This is a genomic window from Mesorhizobium sp. ESP6-5, from assembly GCF_020164695.1.
Classification (GTDB): Bacteria; Pseudomonadota; Alphaproteobacteria; order Rhizobiales; family Rhizobiaceae; genus Mesorhizobium; species Mesorhizobium australicum.
Map to the genome: position 1 here is coordinate 147975 of NZ_JAIUGR010000014.1, position 15771 is coordinate 163745.

A 15771-nucleotide genomic window follows, 5' to 3' on the forward strand; every position below is an offset into this window, starting at 1 on the left:
ACAATGGACACACTGACCCGCATGCGCGCCTTCATCGACGTCGTCGAGGCCGAAGGCTTTTCGGCGGCGGCGCGCAAGATCGGCCGCTCCAAGGCGCTGCTGTCGAAATATGTGCGCGAGCTGGAGGACGAGCTCGGCGCTCTGCTGCTGAACCGCACCACGCGCCAGTTCTCGATGACCGAGGCCGGCCACACCTACTACCGCCGCGCCTCGGAAATCGTGCGCGAAGTCGATAGCCTGGCCGACGCCGTGCGCGAATCCTCCGGCGACGTGCGCGGCCGCATCAAGCTGTCGGCGCCGCGCACCTTCGCCGACGCGCCGATCGGCCAGTCGCTGATCGACTTCGCCAAGCAGTATCCCGACATCGTGCTCGACATCCAGCTCGACGACCGCTTCGTCGATCTGGTCGAGGAAGGCTTCGACCTCGCCGTGCGCATCTCGCGGCTGGAGAACTCGTCGCTGATCGCCAGGCGGCTGGCGCCGTTTTCGATCAAGCTCTGCGGCTCTCCAGAACTGATCGCCAAGCATGGCATGCCGACACGACCGCAGGATCTCGGCCACATGCCCTGCATCGTCGACACCAATGGCCGCGGACTGAACAACTGGCCCTTCAAGGGCGACAGTGGCGATCCCGTCAGCATCGCCGTCTCCGGCCCGATCGAGGTCAACAGCCCCATGGCCGCGCGCGCCGCGGCCTTGTCGGGGCTTGGATTTTGCATCCTGCCGGATTTCATCGCCGCGCCAGACCTCAAGAGCGGCCAATTGGTGGCGGTGCTCGACGACCGCATCCTGTCGGGCGGCGGCATCTTCGCCGTCTATCCGCATCGCCGTTACCTCCCGGCGAAGGTGCGCGTTTTCGTCGATTTCCTGGTGCAGTGGTTCAGGACGCGCGAGAGCGCCTGACCTGCCCCAGCAGCCCGGATACCGCACGCTTTTGAGCTCTCCTGCATGCGTGGCGCTATCCAAAGCCTCGCGCACTTTTGGGTGACATGCGCCCGCAGTCCCAATTTCGCCCCCTTTCTGGTAACCTTCGACCACGCTCTCGAAAGCCAAGGGAATCGCGACCGCGAATGCATCTGAAACGGCACGCAATCATGCTGGCCTCGGCCTTGGCGGCGATCTTTGCCGCGACAGGACCGGCCGAGGTGCATCCGCACGTCTTCGCCGAGGCGCGCCTCGACGTGGTCCTGTCCCCGGATCACCAAAGTGTGAAAGCGTTGCGTCATCTGTGGCGCTTCGACGATCTGTTTTCGAGCACGGTGATGATGGAGTTCGACAAGAACTCCGACCTGAAGCTTGACGACAAGGAGCTGAAAGAGGTCGCCGACACCGTCCATGCCTCGCTGGCCGAGTTCAATTATTTCCAGCTCGTCACGCAGGACGGCAAGGACGTGGCGATGGTGCCGCCGCCGCATCTGATGGCCAATTTCGACAACGACCAGTTGATCATCCTGTTTGAATCCGAACCGAAGGCGCCGATCAAGCTGTCCGGCACGATCGACATCGGCGTCTACGATCCGACCTTCTACACGGCGATCGACTTCACCGAGGATTCCAACATCACCGTCGAGGGCCTGCCGTCGAACTGCACGAGCAAGGTCGTCCGACCGGACCCGGACGAAGCGATCAAGGAAAACCAGAAGACCCTGACGGATGCCTTCTTCAACGATCCGACAGGCACCGACATGAGCAAGATCTTTGCCACCAAACTCGAACTGACCTGTCAGCCAGAAGGATAGATCCGGTGAACCCGATCGGGAACTGTTCGAAACCGTCCCTGCGTTTGGCAGTCGGCCTGTTGGCCCTTGCCTTTGCCATGATGCATTTCGCCAATGCCGCGCACGCCCAGAGTTCGCTCGGCATCGGCGTCAATGACGGCATGGCACCCACCACCGGTCCGTTCGCCCATATCCTGATGTGGATCAATCTGAGGCAGCAGGAATTCTACCGCGCGCTGGCGACCGCCATGAAGGCAATGCGCCAGGACAACAGCAAGATCTGGATACTCATCGGCCTGTCCTTCGCCTATGGCATTTTCCACGCCGCCGGCCCCGGCCACGGCAAGGCGGTGATCTCGTCTTATATGGTGGCCAACGAAGTGGCGCTGAAGCGCGGCATCCTGTTGTCCTTCGTCTCGGCGCTGCTGCAGGGCCTGACGGCGATCCTGGTGATGCTGCTGGCCTATTTCGTCCTGCGCGGCACCACCATCTCGATGACCGATGCGGCCTGGTTCATGGAGATCATGAGCTTTGCCCTGGTCACCCTCTTTGGCGCCTGGCTTTTGTGGCGCAAGCTCGGCCCAGCCGTCCTGCGCCTGTTTGGCAAGGGCCCGGCCTACAGCCTGTCGGCGGCTCACGCCGGTCATTCCCATGCCGGCCATTCGCATGGCGCTCACGACCATGCGGCGCACGCTCATTCCCACGCACTGCACGGGCATGGCGATCACGACCATGGGCATGGCCATTCGCACGATCATCACGGCCACGGCGCGCATAATCATGCGCATCACGACCACGCCAGCGGCGAGGTCTGCGACACCTGTGGCCACTCGCATGCACCCGATCCGGCGCTGCTGTCGGGCGACCGATTCGATTGGCGCACCGCCTGGTCGGCGGTGGCCGCCGTCGGCATCCGCCCTTGCTCCGGTGCGTTGATCGTTCTCAGCTTCGCGCTGCTCAACGGGCTCTGGCTCGGCGGCCTGCTGTCGGTGCTGGCAATGTCGATCGGAACCGCGATCACCGTCTCGGCCCTGGCCACACTGGCGGTGACCGCCAAGAACTGGGCGGTGTATTTCGCCGGCGACGGCCGCATGGGCAACCGCATCCACTCGATCGTCGAGATCGGCGGCGCGGCCTTCGTCTTCCTGTTCGGACTGCTGCTGCTGTCCGCGAGCCTGACGGGCAGCGTTTAGACCCTACCATTCCGTCGGAATGGGATAGGCACCGTGCGCTACTGACCGGGAATGTTGCCGCCCAGCTCATCCTCGATATGCGCGCGGATGATCTCGTCAAAACTCTTTTCGGCACTGAAGCCAAGTTCCCTTGACCGCCGCGCCTCGAAGCGGGTCGGCCAGCCCTTGACGATTGCCCAGATCGTCTCGTCGGGCACCTCGCGGATCAGGCTTGTCGCCTGCGATCCAGCCACCCGTTCCAGCGCCTCGATCTGCTCGCCAACGGTGACGGCGACACCCGGCATCGTCAGGTTGCGGCGCGGCCCCACGGCTGCGCCCTCGATCTCCGCGCCATGGATCAGGAAACTCACCGCCGAGCGCGGGCTGGCATGGGTGTGCACGACCGAGCGCGGCACCGGCAGGATCGCCTCCTGCCCGCTCAAGGGTTCACGAATGATACCGGAGAAGAAGCCGGACGCCGCCTTGTTGGGCTTGCCGGGCCGCACGCAGATCGTCGGCAGCCGGATGCCGATGCCGTCGAAGAAGCCGCGCCTGGAATAGTCTGCCAGCAGCGCTTCGCTCATTTGCTTCTGCGTGCCGTAGGAGGTCAGCGGCGTCGGGTGGAATTCGTCCGGTATGACATCCGGGAACGGCGCGCCGAAAACGGCGATTGACGACGTGAAGACGACGCGCGGCGCAAACCCTGCCAGGCGGATGGCGTCGAACAGCGCACGCGTGCCGTCGAGGTTGACGCGGTAGCCGAGGTCGAAATTCGCTTCCGCCTCACCCGACACGATGCCGGCGAGGTGGAAGACGACATCGGGGCGCGACACAACCAGGCTTTCCGCGGCGCCTGCTTCGGCAAGGTCCCCCGTGTGCAGCGCGACGCTGACGCCGTCCATGGCTGGCGCCTGCGGCGGCACGATGTCGTGGAGGTCGAGCGCCGTGATCTTCTCGCCGCGCAGCGTGCCGTCCTTGGCCAGCCGGGCGATGAGTTTGCGGCCGACCATGCCCGCGGCGCCAGTGATCAGAATGCGCATGTCCGATATCCCTTACTTCCGATTTTTGCGCTGGGTGCGCGCGCGCAACCAGAACACCAGGAAAAACGCCAGCACGAAGACGGTGCCGAAGATACCCGCCAGCACGGTCGAATAACTGCCGAGTGCCAACATCACGGTCGGCAGGTAGAAAGCGGCAATGCCGAACAGAAGCATGATCCAGACCGCCGCAATGGCCGCATTGCGCGTGTCACGGTCCATCATGCCGCACCGGAACGGCGGTCGTTCATCGAGCTGAGTTGCAAAGCTGGAGGACTCCTGAGGCAGGTCCGATCAATGGTCATCGATCGATCCTAGTGATAGTGGCCGTGATGCGCGGCCGCATCGTGCTCATGCTCGTGATGATGGTCGTCGCCATCGTCGGCGCACCGGCCGAATTCCGGTTCCACGGTGGCATGGCTGATGCCGTGCTCGCTGGCAAGCCGCTTCTTGATGGCGCTGACCGCCTGATGGGCATCGACGCCCTCGTTGAGGCAGGCATGCAGCGTCGCCATGCTGCTCGACCCGTCGAGCGACCAGATGTGCATATGGTGCACCTCGCGCACGCCCTGGACCGTTGCCTGAATGTCCCCGGCGATCAGGTCGCGATCGAGGCTTGGCGGCACGCCTTCGAGCAGGACGTGGGCGGCGGCGCGCATCAGCGACCACGCGGTGGACAGGATCAGCAGCGATACCAGCACGGACAGGATCGGGTCGATCGGCGTCCAGCCGGTCGCCAGGATGACCAGTGCCGCGACGATCGCGGCTGCCGAGCCGAGCAGATCGCCGAGCACATGCAGGATGGCGCCGCGCATGTTGAGGTTGTCTCGATCGCCGCCATGCAGCACCAGGAAGGAGCCGATATTGACCAGCAGGCCGAGGATCGCCACCACCAGCATCGGCCCGCCCAGCACCGGCGCCGGTGTCAGCAAGCGATTCCACGCTTCGTAGACGATCCACAGCGCGATGACGAAAATGGCGATGCCATTGGTGTAGGCCACCAGCGTCTTGACGCGGCCGAAGCCGTAGGTGAGCTGGCCGGTTGCCGGCCGGCCCGCCAGATGGAAGGCATACCAGGCCAGGCCGAGCGCAATGGCGTCGGCGAGCATGTGGCCGGCATCGGCCAGCAGCGCCAGCGACCCGGTAAACAGGCCGCCGAGCGCCTCGGCCACCATGAAGCCGGCGGTCAGGCAGGCCGCGATCAGGACGCGCTTCTGGTCCGTCGACCCATGCACATGGCCGCCGCCGTGATCGTGCCCGCTGTGATCGTGGATATGCGCCAAATGGCAAACTCCCGTTAGGCGCCGAATTCCGCGCGAAAATCCTCGAGCCGGCGGTTCTGCTGGCCATTGGCGTCGAAGTTGGCCGGATCGAGCCAGGCTTCATAAGCCTTGCGCAGAGCCGGCCATTCCTTGTCGATGATCGAATACCACGCGGTGTCGCGGTTTTCACCCTTGACGATGAGATGCTGGCGGAAAATACCCTCGAACTTGAAGCCGAACCGTTCCGCCGCGCGCTTCGACGGCCCGTTGCGGTTGTTGCACTTCCATTCGTAGCGGCGATAGCCGAGTTCGTCGAAGATGTATTTCATGAACAGGAACTGTGCTTCCGTCGCCGCCGGCTTGCGCGAGATGAGGGGTCCCCAGTAGATGTTGCCGATCTCGATGACGCCATGGGTCGGATCGATGCGCATCAGCGTCTGGCGGCCGGCGACCTTGCCGCTTGCCTTGTCGACAATAGCGAAGAACAGCGGATCCTCGCTCGCCTCCACCTTGTCCAGCCAGGGCTGGAAGGCGGCGCGGGTTTCCGGCGGATAGTCGGGCAGCCACGCGAAGCGGCCGTCGACGTCGGCCACGGACGATGCTTCATAGAGGCCGTCGCCATGTGTTGCGGCCCTCAATGGCTCGAGCCTGACATAGCGGCCCTCCAGAACCTTGCGCTCCGGGCGCGGACGCGGCTGCCAGTCTTTGAGATTTTCCGACACCGAAAACTCCAATCCGTTTGACTTTTGCGGGCGGACGCTCACAAAAACGCTCGCCAACAGTAAGAACCACAGGGACGGGAAAAATGCTCCACACGATTTCGGCCTTCGACCGTCTCGGCGAGGAAAACGCTTTTGCCGTGCTGGCCCGGGCGACGGCGCTGGCGAGCCAGGGCCGCGACATCGTCAATCTCGGCATCGGCCAGCCCGACTTCAAGACGCCGCAACACATCGTCGAGGCGGCGATCAAGGCGCTGCGTGACGGCCACCATGGCTACACGCCGGCCAATGGCTTGCTGGCGACCCGCGAGGCGGTGGTGCGACGCACGCTGACGACCACCGGCGTCGAGGTCTCGCCGGAGGCGGTGATGATCCTGCCCGGCGGCAAGCCGACCATGTTCGCCGCCATCCTGATGTTCGGCGAGCCCGGCGCCGAGATCCTCTATCCCGACCCCGGCTTTCCCATCTACCGCTCGATGATCGAGTTCACCGGTGCAACCCCCATTCCCGTGCCGATGCGCGAGGAGAACGGCTTCGCCTTCTCGGCCGAAGAGACGCTGGGGCTGATCACGCCGAAGACCAGGCTCTTGATCCTCAACTCGCCGGCCAACCCGACCGGCGGCGTCACCCCGCGCGCCGAGATCGAGAAGCTGGTCAAGGGGCTTGAGAAGCATCCAGACGTCGCCATTCTCTCCGACGAAATCTACGATGTCATGACTTATGACGGCGAGACGCATTGCTCGCTGCTTGGCTTTCCCGAGATCCGTGACCGGCTGATCGTGCTCAACGGCTGGTCCAAGACCTGGGCGATGACCGGCTGGCGCATGGGCTGGTCGATCTGGCCGAACGGCGACAAGGGCGCCCACCTCTACGACAAGGTGCGCAAGCTGGCGGTCAATTGCTGGTCCTGCGTCAACGCGCCAAGCCAGTTCGCCGGCATCGCGGCGATCGACGGCCCGCAGGACGACGTCGACACCATGATGCGCGACTTCGACCGCCGCAGGAAAATCGTGGTCGAGGGCCTGAATGCCCTGCCAAACATCTCCTGCATCACGCCCAAGGGCGCGTTCTATGCCTTCCCCAATGTCTCGAAGACCGGCTGGAAGGCCAAGAAGCTCGCCTCGGCCCTGCTCGACGAGGCCGGTGTGGCGCTGATCGGCGGCCCCGATTTCGGCATTCTCGGCGAAGGCTACATCAGGCTCTCCTACGCCAATTCCGAGGAGAACATCCTGCGCGCGCTGGAGCGGATCGGGGCGTTTCTGGCCAAGTGAGCATCAGCGTCGCCGCGCGAGCCGGATAGCTTGCCACCGCATTCCATGACGGTGTCATGAGCCGTCCGGAGGCGCGTAGCCAAGGCTGTGCGGGCATACCGAAAACGGCTACGAATTCCCGTATCAGGACCAATGGGGGAATCTCGCATGTTCTATGCAATCCTTGCCTATCACGTGGAAGATGCGATCGAGGCGCTGACGCCGCAGGAAGATGCGGCGCTGATGGCCGAGTTGCTCAAGATCAACGGCAGGCTTCATGCGGAAGGCACGCTTGGGCCGTCAGCGCGTCTGGGAACGACACGGGATGCCTGCACCTTGCGCGGCCCGGGCGACGGTATGATCATCGATGGGCCCTTCGCCGAGACCAAGGAACAGTTGCTCGGCCTCTATGTCGTCGACTGCGTCACCAGGGACGACGCCATCGCGATCGCGCGCGATCTTCGTCGTGTCAATCCGACCGCCGTTTACGAGATCAGGCCCATTCTACTCTTCAAGCCCGGCGTGCCGCTGGCGGAAAAATGAGGCACGGGCAAAAGCGCCGCCAGCGCCCGCTGCTCACCCACGCCCCACGAACGGCATCTTGGTCGCCATCACGGTCATGAACAGCACGTTGGCGTCGAGCGGCAGGCTGGCCATGTGCACGACCGCGTCGGCGACGCGTTGGACATCCATCACCGCTTCGGCTGATATCGAGCCATTGGCCTGCGGCACGCCGACGGTCATCGGCTGCGCCATGTCGGTCAATGCATTGCCGATGTCGATCTGTCCGCAGGCGATGTCATAGGGGCGGCCATCGAGCGCCAGCGTCTTGGTCAGCCCGGTGATGGCGTGCTTGGTCGCCGTATAGGGCACCGAGCCCGGGCGCGGCGCATAGGCCGACACCGAACCATTGTTGATGATGCGGCCGCCCATCGGCTTCTGCTTGCGCATGGCGCCGAAGGCCGCGCGCGCGCACAAGAAAGATCCGGTGAGGTTGACGCCGACGATATCGTTCCAGACCTCGACCGGGATCTCGTCGATCGGCGTCGACTTGTAGCCCATGCCTGCATTGTTGAAGAGCAGATCGACCCGCCCGAAAGCCTCCGCCACGGTCTCGAACAGATCGTCGACCTCACCGGCCTTGCTGATGTCGCAGGCAACCGCCAACGCTCTGGCCTCGGTCGGCCCGATCTCGGCGATCGCGGCATCCAGCACCGGCTTGCGGCGCCCGCAGAACACCGTATTCCAGCCGGCCTTGAGCAATGCCGTGGCTACGCTCTTGCCGATCCCGGTGCCGGCCCCGGTGACGATGGCGGTCTTTTGCTCGGTCATGGCTGATGTCCTCCGGCAGCGATGTGCGTGCTCGCCTGATCTACAAATTTGGTTCGGGTGGAGAAGGCATCGCAAATGATGGCAGCGATGGCAAGCGCGGCCACTGGGACATGGCCTCGAAAAGTGAACCCATTTACTTGGAGGGCAGCCGGCGAGGACGGACAAAAAGGGCGGTCATTGGCGACCGCCCTGATCTGAACCGGGCTTGGGAGGAGGAAAAGCCGATCCGACTGTGTAGAATCATGCGCTTCCTGAGTTAACGAAAGGTTAACGCCTCCACGGCCTTGTGCCAATCCGGGTTACCACTGCGGATTGGGTGGCGTACCCTCGGCCGTGGGCACTTTCGCCGCCGAAACCGTCGCCTCGACATGGTCGATCAGCGAGTCCGGCAGGCCGAGCCGCCCCGCAAGCAGGTCGAGGTAACCGCGCTCGGCGCGCGTGTCGGGGTCGATCGTGAGGCGCGACGCCGTGTAGAGTTCGAGCTTCTGCGCATCAGTATGAGCACCCGCCACCAGCGTGTCGAGGTCGAGTGGGCTCTCCAGTTCCGCCATCAGGAATTTTTCCGCATCGGTGCCGATCCCGGCGAGGCTGAGCTTGCCGGCGATCTTCCGCCGTTCTTCGTCGTCGACATGGCCGTCGGCCTTGGCCGCCGAGATCATCGCCCGCACCAAGGTCAGCGTGAACTCATCCTCGCCTTGCGGCGCCTGCGACGGGTGGAAGGCGGTGTCCTTGGGCGGCGGCAGCAATTCCGGCTCGCCGGCGGCGGGCACCTGTTCCGGTGCGTTGCCGGCCTTGTAGTTCTGGTAGGCCTTGTAGGCGAGACCACCGATGGCGGCCAGTCCGCCGAGCTTCACCGCGGCACCCGTCACCTGCCGGCCGGCGCCGGTCCCAAGCAGCACGGCGGCCAGCGCACCGGCGGCCAGCGGATTGTCCTTGGCCATCTGCACCGCTTGGCCGGCCTTGTCGCGGACCGTGCCGCTAGCACCGGGAACTTGCGAGCCGAGCAGATCGTCGAGAAGCTTCTTGGGATCGAACATCGATGCCTCCAGGATTTGCCCAGCCGAACGGGCAGGTTTCGAACGCCGAAGACGTAGGTCCCGAAGTTTGACATTGCAATGACAGTGCCCCGGTTTGCCCGGCCCCGGCGCCCTCGATCAGGACCCGATGTGCGGTCCCCTGCCCCGCGCTTGCGCGAACTCGACCTGTCGCTGCCGCTCCGCGTAGCGCTTCCGGTCTTCGTCCGAGCGGGCGTCAAAACAATGCGGGCAAGAAACGCCGGCGGCATATCGAGGCGAAGCCAGCTCGCTTGCCGTCAGCGGATGGCGGCAGGCACGGCAAAGCTCCGCATCACCCTCGGTGAGGCCGTGCGACACCGAAACCCGCTCGTCGAAGACGAAGCACTCGCCTTGCCACAGGCTCTGCTCCGCTGGAACCTCCTCAAGGTATTTGAGGATGCCCCCCTTGAGGTGGAACACGTCCTCGAAGCCGAGTGACTTCACATAGGCGGTCGCCTTTTCGCAGCGAATGCCGCCGGTGCAGAACATCGCCACCTTGCGTCCTTCGAGATCCGCCCGATGCGCTTCCACCCAGGCCGGGAATTCGCGAAAGCTCGCCGTCGCCGGGTCGACGGCGCCCTTGAAGCTGCCGATCGAGACCTCATAGGCGTTGCGCGTATCGATGACGATCGTGTCGGCTTGCGAGATCAGCGCATTCCAGTCGCCCGCCTCCACATAGGTGCCCGCACTTGCCGCCGGGTCGATGGTCTCGACGCCCATGGTGACGATCTCGCGCTTCAGCCGCACCTTCATGCGGTGGAAAGGCATGGCCGCGGCACTGCTGTACTTGACCTCGAGACCCGACAGGCCGTCGATCGCTTCGATGTGTTCGATCAGCGCGGCGATCGCTTCGTCGCTGCCGGCGACGGTGCCGTTGATGCCCTCATGCGCCAGGAGCAGCGTGCCCTTGATGCCGCGCCCGCAGCAGAAGGCCGCAAGCGGAGCGCGCAACGCTTCGAAAGCATCGAGCCGGGCAAAACGGTAGAGCGCGGCGACGCGGGCTGGCTGGGATGGCGCGGGCAGTGTTGTCATTGCCAGAGCAACTAGACGCTAGTAGAAGCCGATTCAAGTGAAACGGGTTCGATCCGTCTGTCATGGCCCTGTCGGGAAAGAACCTTTAAGCTGAGCGGCAACGCGTGACATCGCGCCGCGATGGGTTCCGTGGACAGGGCAATACCTGTCTGCTAATCGGTTGAAATTCCCTTCGATACGCCCCCGACAAGGAGAGACCGAATGTCCAGCAAGACCGAGAACCTCCTGTCGCTCCTCAATGGCCAGCCGGTCATTCCGGTGTTGAAGATCGCCAACGTTGCCGATGCGGTGCCGCTGGCCCGTGCCCTGGCGCGTGGCGGTCTGCCGGCGATCGAGATCACGCTGAGGACCGCGGATGCGCTCGAAGCGATCCGTCGCGTGGCGGGCGAAGTCGAGGAAGCCATCGTCGGCGCCGGCACCATTCTGGATGCCAGCCAGTTCGACGAAGCGGCCGCGGCCGGTTCGCGCTTCATCGTCAGCCCCGGCATCACCCGCGAACTTCTGGCTGCCGCCTCCGACAGCGAGGTTCCGCTGCTGCCCGGCGCCATCACGCCCGGCGAGATCATGGCCGCGCGCGAAGCCGGCCTGCGCTTCCTGAAATTCTTCCCGGCCGAACAGTCCGGCGGCATCGCTTCGCTTAAGGCTTTTGCCTCGCCGCTGGCGGACGTCAAGTTCTGCCCGACCGGCGGCATCACCGGCAAGAACGCGGCCGATTATCTCAGCCTGTCCAATGTCATCTGCGTCGGCGGCTCATGGGTGGCGCCCGACGACATGGTCAAGGCCGGCAAGTGGGACGAGATCGAAGCGCTAGCGCGCGCTGCCAGCGAACTCGGGAAATAGCGTCTTTCCGCACGGCATGAACCCGGCCGACGAGCGTCGACCGGGCCTTTTTGACTGGCTAGTCCAGACTGCGATCAGTTGCAGACCTTGACCGTCTCCGTCACCTTGTGATGGTGCCGCCAGTGCGTCACCACCCTGGTGCGGCAGTGCTTCTTCATCATGTGCATATGATTGTCGGTCTTGACGACAACGGTCTCCGCCTGTGATGGCGCGATCGCGGCCGATGCTGCCGCCAGCGCCATAACTGATGCCAGTAGAATCTTTTTCATGAATATCCTCGGGTTGAGCGTACCCACACTAAACCGGAAATGAGCGGGCCGTTCCCGCTTCACGAGAAGTTCAGCCGCGCGTGATCCTCAGGGGTCGGAGGCCGCATGCATCGCACCCTGGGACAGCAAAAAGCCGCGCGGGTCGCCCGGCGCGGCCTCATACTGCGGCCTGTTCGTTACTTCGTCTGGAAGCGGGCGACAGACAGGAACTTGACGGCGTTGCCGGTAAAGCGATTGGCGTCGGCCACCTGATTGTCCTGCTGGAAGCCGGCCGTATAGACCTCGCTAGGCGGCGTATGCACGATGTTGTAGGCGTAACCCGGCGCGGTCGTCGCACTCGAAACGGTGGCGACGTTCTCGCCGCTGGTCAGTGCCCAGCGGGCGGCCTGCGGCGCTGCGGCAACCACCACGGCCCTGGGGCCAGGCTTCTGATCGCGGGCGGTGGCCCTGGCCTCCTTGCGGGTCGTCTTCACACCGGCGCCGATCGCGGCGGCCGGATCCGAACCGGCCGGCCGGCCGGCAACAGCCTGGCGCGGCGACGCCGCATCGACGCCAGACGGATCGTTGAAGGCTGAACGCGGTTCTACGGCCAGCGAGGCGAGCTGATATTCGTCGGCCGTGCCGGCCTTGGCATTGGCCTCGTCGAGCACGGCCTTGACGGCATCCGGCTTGGCCGGCTCGGGACGCGCCGTCGGCAGCACGGAGAACGCATCCGTCGCGGTCTTGCCCTGGTCAGCCGTTTCGGCCAGCGCCATCAGCACATCCTTGCTGGGCGGCGGCGCGAGATCCGCCGGCAGCGTGCGTTCGGGACGCCATGTCGGCAAGGGGATATTGTTGACGGCGACCTGCGCCGGATCGGCCGCCGCTGCCAGCGCCGCCGGATCGGCCTTGCCGAAAGGCATGTTCGCCGGCGCCTGCGCGGTCGCCACGGCCTGTTCCGTGGTGGTCGTCGCATCCGCCGTGGCGAAGGGAACGTTTTCAGGCGTCTGTGCGCCGACATCGGCCTTCGGCCGAGGCGCGAAATCGGGCAGCGGGATTTCCTTGGCCGGCAGCGCCGCGATGATTGTCTCCGGCGTGTCCTTCTCCGGTTCCGGAGCCTGCTCGTCGGCAATCTGCGGAATGTCGGCGCGCTGGGCATTCTCGGGGGCCACGATGGCGATGCCAGGCAGGTTGCCGCTCTTGGCTGTCGCGGCCGGCTTCAGATTTCTAGCCTTGGGCGCGGGTGCGGCCGAAGCGGTCTCGACGTCTGCGCTGTCGTCGGCCTCGTCATCGCCACCGCCGCCGAAGAAGGCAGCGAGGAACCCGCCGGATTTCTTGCCGCTGCCGCCGGCGCTGGCCACTTCGATATTCGGTGTGCCCGAACCCTTGCGCGACTTGTAGGAGGCCAGCGCCTGTTCATAGCCGGGCAGCGGCCGGCCATCGCTCGGCACATGCAGCGTCTTGCCATTGGGGAACAGGCTGACCAGTTCCTGGCGGCTGATGCCGGGCCAGTGGCGCACATTGCCGACATCCATGTGGACGAATGGCGAACCGGAGGTCGGGTAATAGCCGACACCACCGCCCTGCATCTTGAGGCCGATGTTGCGCAGCTTCTTCAGCGGTACGCCGGGAATGTAGAAATCCATCGCCTTGCCAAGCATATGCTGGCTCTTCTCGGCGACACCGCGGCTGCGGCTGCGCAGCATCGAATTGGTGGACGGCGAACGGTAGCCGCAGACGACCTGGATATAATCGGTGGCGCCACTTTCCCGATACGCCTCCCAGACCAGATCCAGCAGACGCGGGTCCATCTTGGTCGGCTCGTTGCGACGCCAGTCGCGCAAAATGATGTTGATCTTCCTCAGGCCTTCGGGAACGTAGCGGCCATTGCGCTTGTAGACGATCTCCGCCTTCTCATGCGTGTGAAGATGGTAGAGCTTCAGTGAACGAACTTCGGCCTGGGCGCCCGTGGCGGCCGCGGCAACAAAACCAAATGCGACAATCACCGCCGCCAACCATCTCGGCCAGACGCTCAAATGATAGTGCCGCCCGTTTGTGAGTCGTTCGATTCTGTTCAAATCAAAAGGCCTTGCAGGCTGCCGTTTGTCCCCGGATTTGCCCAAACGGACGTGTCGTTTTCACATCCGAATATCGATCCTAATGGTTAATCATCGCTTATTGAAGCCAAAATGCGGTAAGACCATGGCGATATCCCGTCAAAAATTGTCCGCAAGGTTTCTTGGTAAACCGCTGGTTTAGATCAGGATTCCGGCTTGGGCCGAACACGATCTGTTACCGCCGGCCTCAATGCGTGAACAATACCCCGTCGAGCGCCGCCATTATCCGGCGACGGCGCTCTGTCGAACCATATAATGACGAGGGAAACTGGTGCCTGCCTTGCGGCTCAGGAAGCAAGCCTGTCGACGCGGCCGGTTTCCGGGTCGATGCCATATTCCTTGAGCTTGCGGTAAAGCGTCGAGCGACCGATGCCGAGCCGGCGGGCGACCTCGCTCATCTGGCCATTGTAGTGATCGATGGCGAGCTTGATCATTTCGAGCTCGACGTCGGCCAGCGCACGCACATTGCCGCGCTCGTCGAGCGCCCGCAGCGTGCCGAAGCGGGCCTGGACCCCGGCCGGCAGCACAGCCGCCGGAGCGGTCTCGTCGGGCACAACGTCCTCGTCGCGCGGCTCCAGCGACGGCGGCGGCGCAACGCTGCTTGCTTCCAATGTGTCGTCCGCGTCGAGATTGAGGGTGCCTTCCACCTGCGCGCGGATCTGCGGGAAGTCATCGGCGGTCAACACATCGCCTTCGCACAGCACCGAGGCGCGGAAGACGGCGTTTTCGAGCTGCCGGATGTTGCCGGGCCAGTCATAAGCCTGCAGCACCGCAAGTGCTGCCGCCGAAATGCCTTTCAGCCGGTGGCGCGGGTCGGCCGGCGCCACCTTCTCCATGAAATGCGTGACCAGATGAGGAATGTCGTCGCGGCGGTCGCGCAAAGGCGGCACGAAGATCGGGTAGACGTTCAGCCGGTAGAACAGATCCTCGCGGAATTTGCCGTCCTTGACCTGTTGCAGGAGGTTGCGGTGCGTCGCCGAAATCAGCCGGATGTCGACCTTGACGGTCGAGCGGCCGCCGACCGGATCGACCTCGCCTTCCTGGACGGCGCGCAGCAGCTTGACCTGGACGTCGAGCGGCAGGTCGCCGATCTCGTCGAGGAACAGCGTGCCGGAATGCGCCTCGACGAATTTGCCGGTGTGCCTGTCGGTGGCGCCGGTGAATGAGCCTTTCTCATGGCCGAACAGGATGGATTCCACCAGATTGTCGGGAATGGCGCCGCAATTGACGGTGACGAAGGGTTTCGAGCGGCGGTCGCCGCTGCCCTGGATGGCACGCGCCACCAGTTCCTTGCCGACGCCCGACTCGCCCTCGATCAGGATCGGGATGTGAGAGGCCGCCGCTTTCTGGCCGAGACGTATCACCCGGTCCATGGCCGGACTGTGGGTGATCATGTCCCTGAAGGTCAGCAGCCCGCCGCGTTTGCGCGACGTGCGCTTGACCTCGCCCTCTACCGCCTCGACCTTGAGCGCATTGGAGATCGAGGCCTGCAGCCTGTCGGGCGAAGCCGGCTTGACGACGAAATCGAAAGCGCCGTGGCGCATCGCCGAAACCACGGTTTCGATGCCGCCCTGCGCGGTCTGCACGATGACCGGCACGCTGATGTCGCGCTCGCGCATCGCCTTCAGCACGCCGATGCCGTCGAGACCGGGCATGACAAGGTCGAGGATCACGACCGAGACATCGCGGGCGCCAGGCCCGTCGAGAACTTCGAGGCCGGCGGTACCGCCATCCACAACGATGGCGGTATGGCCGAACCGCGTCACCGCGGCCTCGAGCAGCCGGCGCTGCACGGGATCGTCATCGACTATGAGTATGGAACCTGTCATGACTGTCTTGCTTCGCCCGCGCCCGAAAACCCCATGGATCATCTTGGCACAGGGTTCTAAATAAGGTTTCAAAAAACCCGGTGAACGAATTCCTTAGGATTTGACCGGCTTCTCCATTCCCGTTGAGTCCGGCTCCGTGATTGCGGCCACGTGATTCAAC

The 15771-nt window shown here is 64.2% G+C and carries 16 protein-coding genes; 6 read left to right on the forward strand and 10 right to left on the reverse strand.

The genetic code is table 11. The features are described from left to right. Window positions 1–3 precede the first annotated feature (3 nt). The 3 genes from LB524_RS22700 (at window position 4) to LB524_RS22710 (ending at window position 2911) form a co-directional block, all read left to right on the forward strand. Entirely contained in the window at window positions 4–903 is a 900-nt protein-coding gene (locus LB524_RS22700) for a LysR family transcriptional regulator (protein ID WP_224530279.1), read from the forward strand. Window positions 904–1070: 167 nt separating this feature from the next. Then, complete coding sequence (locus LB524_RS22705) at window positions 1071–1739, forward strand: DUF1007 family protein (protein WP_224530281.1); 669 nt, start codon at window positions 1071–1073, stop codon at window positions 1737–1739. 77 nt (window positions 1740–1816) lie between these two features. Next, window positions 1817–2911 carry a nickel/cobalt transporter gene (locus tag LB524_RS22710; protein WP_224530352.1) on the forward strand — a complete coding sequence of 365 codons (1095 nt, stop codon included), beginning with the start codon at window positions 1817–1819 and terminating at the stop codon, window positions 2909–2911. A gap of 38 nt (window positions 2912–2949) precedes the next feature. On the opposite strand, the gene denD is transcribed toward LB524_RS22710, so the two are convergent. From denD to LB524_RS22730, 4 genes are all read right to left on the reverse strand, one after another. Beyond that, complete coding sequence (denD, locus tag LB524_RS22715) at window positions 2950–3930, reverse strand: D-erythronate dehydrogenase (protein ID WP_224530283.1); 981 nt, start codon at window positions 3928–3930, stop codon at window positions 2950–2952. A gap of 12 nt (window positions 3931–3942) precedes the next feature. Then, window positions 3943–4152 (reverse strand): hypothetical protein, encoded by a 210-nt coding sequence (locus LB524_RS22720; RefSeq protein WP_015315870.1) that lies wholly within the window; start codon window positions 4150–4152, stop codon window positions 3943–3945. Window positions 4153–4241: 89 nt separating this feature from the next. Next, complete coding sequence (locus LB524_RS22725) at window positions 4242–5210, reverse strand: cation diffusion facilitator family transporter (RefSeq protein WP_224530285.1); 969 nt, start codon at window positions 5208–5210, stop codon at window positions 4242–4244. 14 nt (window positions 5211–5224) lie between these two features. Then, window positions 5225–5911, reverse strand: a complete 687-nt coding sequence (locus LB524_RS22730; protein ID WP_140713423.1) for a GNAT family N-acetyltransferase — start codon at window positions 5909–5911, stop codon at window positions 5225–5227. A gap of 83 nt (window positions 5912–5994) precedes the next feature. Here LB524_RS22730 and LB524_RS22735 point away from each other — a divergent pair, with 83 nt between their 5' ends. Together LB524_RS22735 and LB524_RS22740 are read left to right on the forward strand one after the other, a co-directional pair. Further along, the gene (locus tag LB524_RS22735; protein WP_224530287.1) at window positions 5995–7179 is read left to right on the forward strand and encodes a pyridoxal phosphate-dependent aminotransferase; all 1185 of its coding nucleotides are present in this window, start codon (window positions 5995–5997) and stop codon (window positions 7177–7179) included. 147 nt (window positions 7180–7326) lie between these two features. Then, complete coding sequence (locus LB524_RS22740) at window positions 7327–7701, forward strand: YciI family protein (protein ID WP_015315862.1); 375 nt, start codon at window positions 7327–7329, stop codon at window positions 7699–7701. A gap of 33 nt (window positions 7702–7734) precedes the next feature. On the opposite strand, the gene LB524_RS22745 is transcribed toward LB524_RS22740, so the two are convergent. The 3 genes from LB524_RS22745 to LB524_RS22755 all read right to left on the reverse strand — a co-directional run bounded on the left by LB524_RS22745 (window position 7735) and on the right by LB524_RS22755 (window position 10577). Next, window positions 7735–8490: an SDR family oxidoreductase gene (locus LB524_RS22745; RefSeq protein WP_135881316.1), complete on the reverse strand. Its 756-nt coding sequence runs from the start codon at window positions 8488–8490 to the stop codon at window positions 7735–7737. Window positions 8491–8789: 299 nt separating this feature from the next. Continuing rightward, on the reverse strand, window positions 8790–9527 hold the full coding sequence (locus LB524_RS22750; RefSeq protein ID WP_140823128.1) for a tellurite resistance TerB family protein: 738 nt from the start codon (window positions 9525–9527) through the stop codon (window positions 8790–8792). Window positions 9528–9644: 117 nt separating this feature from the next. Next, on the reverse strand, window positions 9645–10577 hold the full coding sequence (locus LB524_RS22755; RefSeq protein ID WP_140823127.1) for a rhodanese-related sulfurtransferase: 933 nt from the start codon (window positions 10575–10577) through the stop codon (window positions 9645–9647). A 201-nt stretch (window positions 10578–10778) separates the two neighbouring features. Between LB524_RS22755 and LB524_RS22760 the strand changes: the two genes are divergently transcribed. Beyond that, window positions 10779–11417, forward strand: coding sequence for a 2-dehydro-3-deoxy-phosphogluconate aldolase (locus LB524_RS22760; protein ID WP_224530288.1), 639 nt, complete (start codon window positions 10779–10781; stop codon window positions 11415–11417). Between the two features lie 74 nt (window positions 11418–11491). On the opposite strand, the gene LB524_RS22765 is transcribed toward LB524_RS22760, so the two are convergent. From LB524_RS22765 to LB524_RS22775, 3 genes are all read right to left on the reverse strand, one after another. Further along, complete coding sequence (locus tag LB524_RS22765; RefSeq protein ID WP_140721389.1) at window positions 11492–11686, reverse strand: hypothetical protein; 195 nt, start codon at window positions 11684–11686, stop codon at window positions 11492–11494. 176 nt (window positions 11687–11862) lie between these two features. Next, window positions 11863–13701 (reverse strand): DUF882 domain-containing protein, encoded by a 1839-nt coding sequence (locus LB524_RS22770; protein WP_140875216.1) that lies wholly within the window; start codon window positions 13699–13701, stop codon window positions 11863–11865. Between the two features lie 368 nt (window positions 13702–14069). Next, window positions 14070–15611, reverse strand: coding sequence for a sigma-54-dependent transcriptional regulator (locus tag LB524_RS22775; RefSeq protein ID WP_015315854.1), 1542 nt, complete (start codon window positions 15609–15611; stop codon window positions 14070–14072). Window positions 15612–15771: the final 160 nt, after the last annotated feature.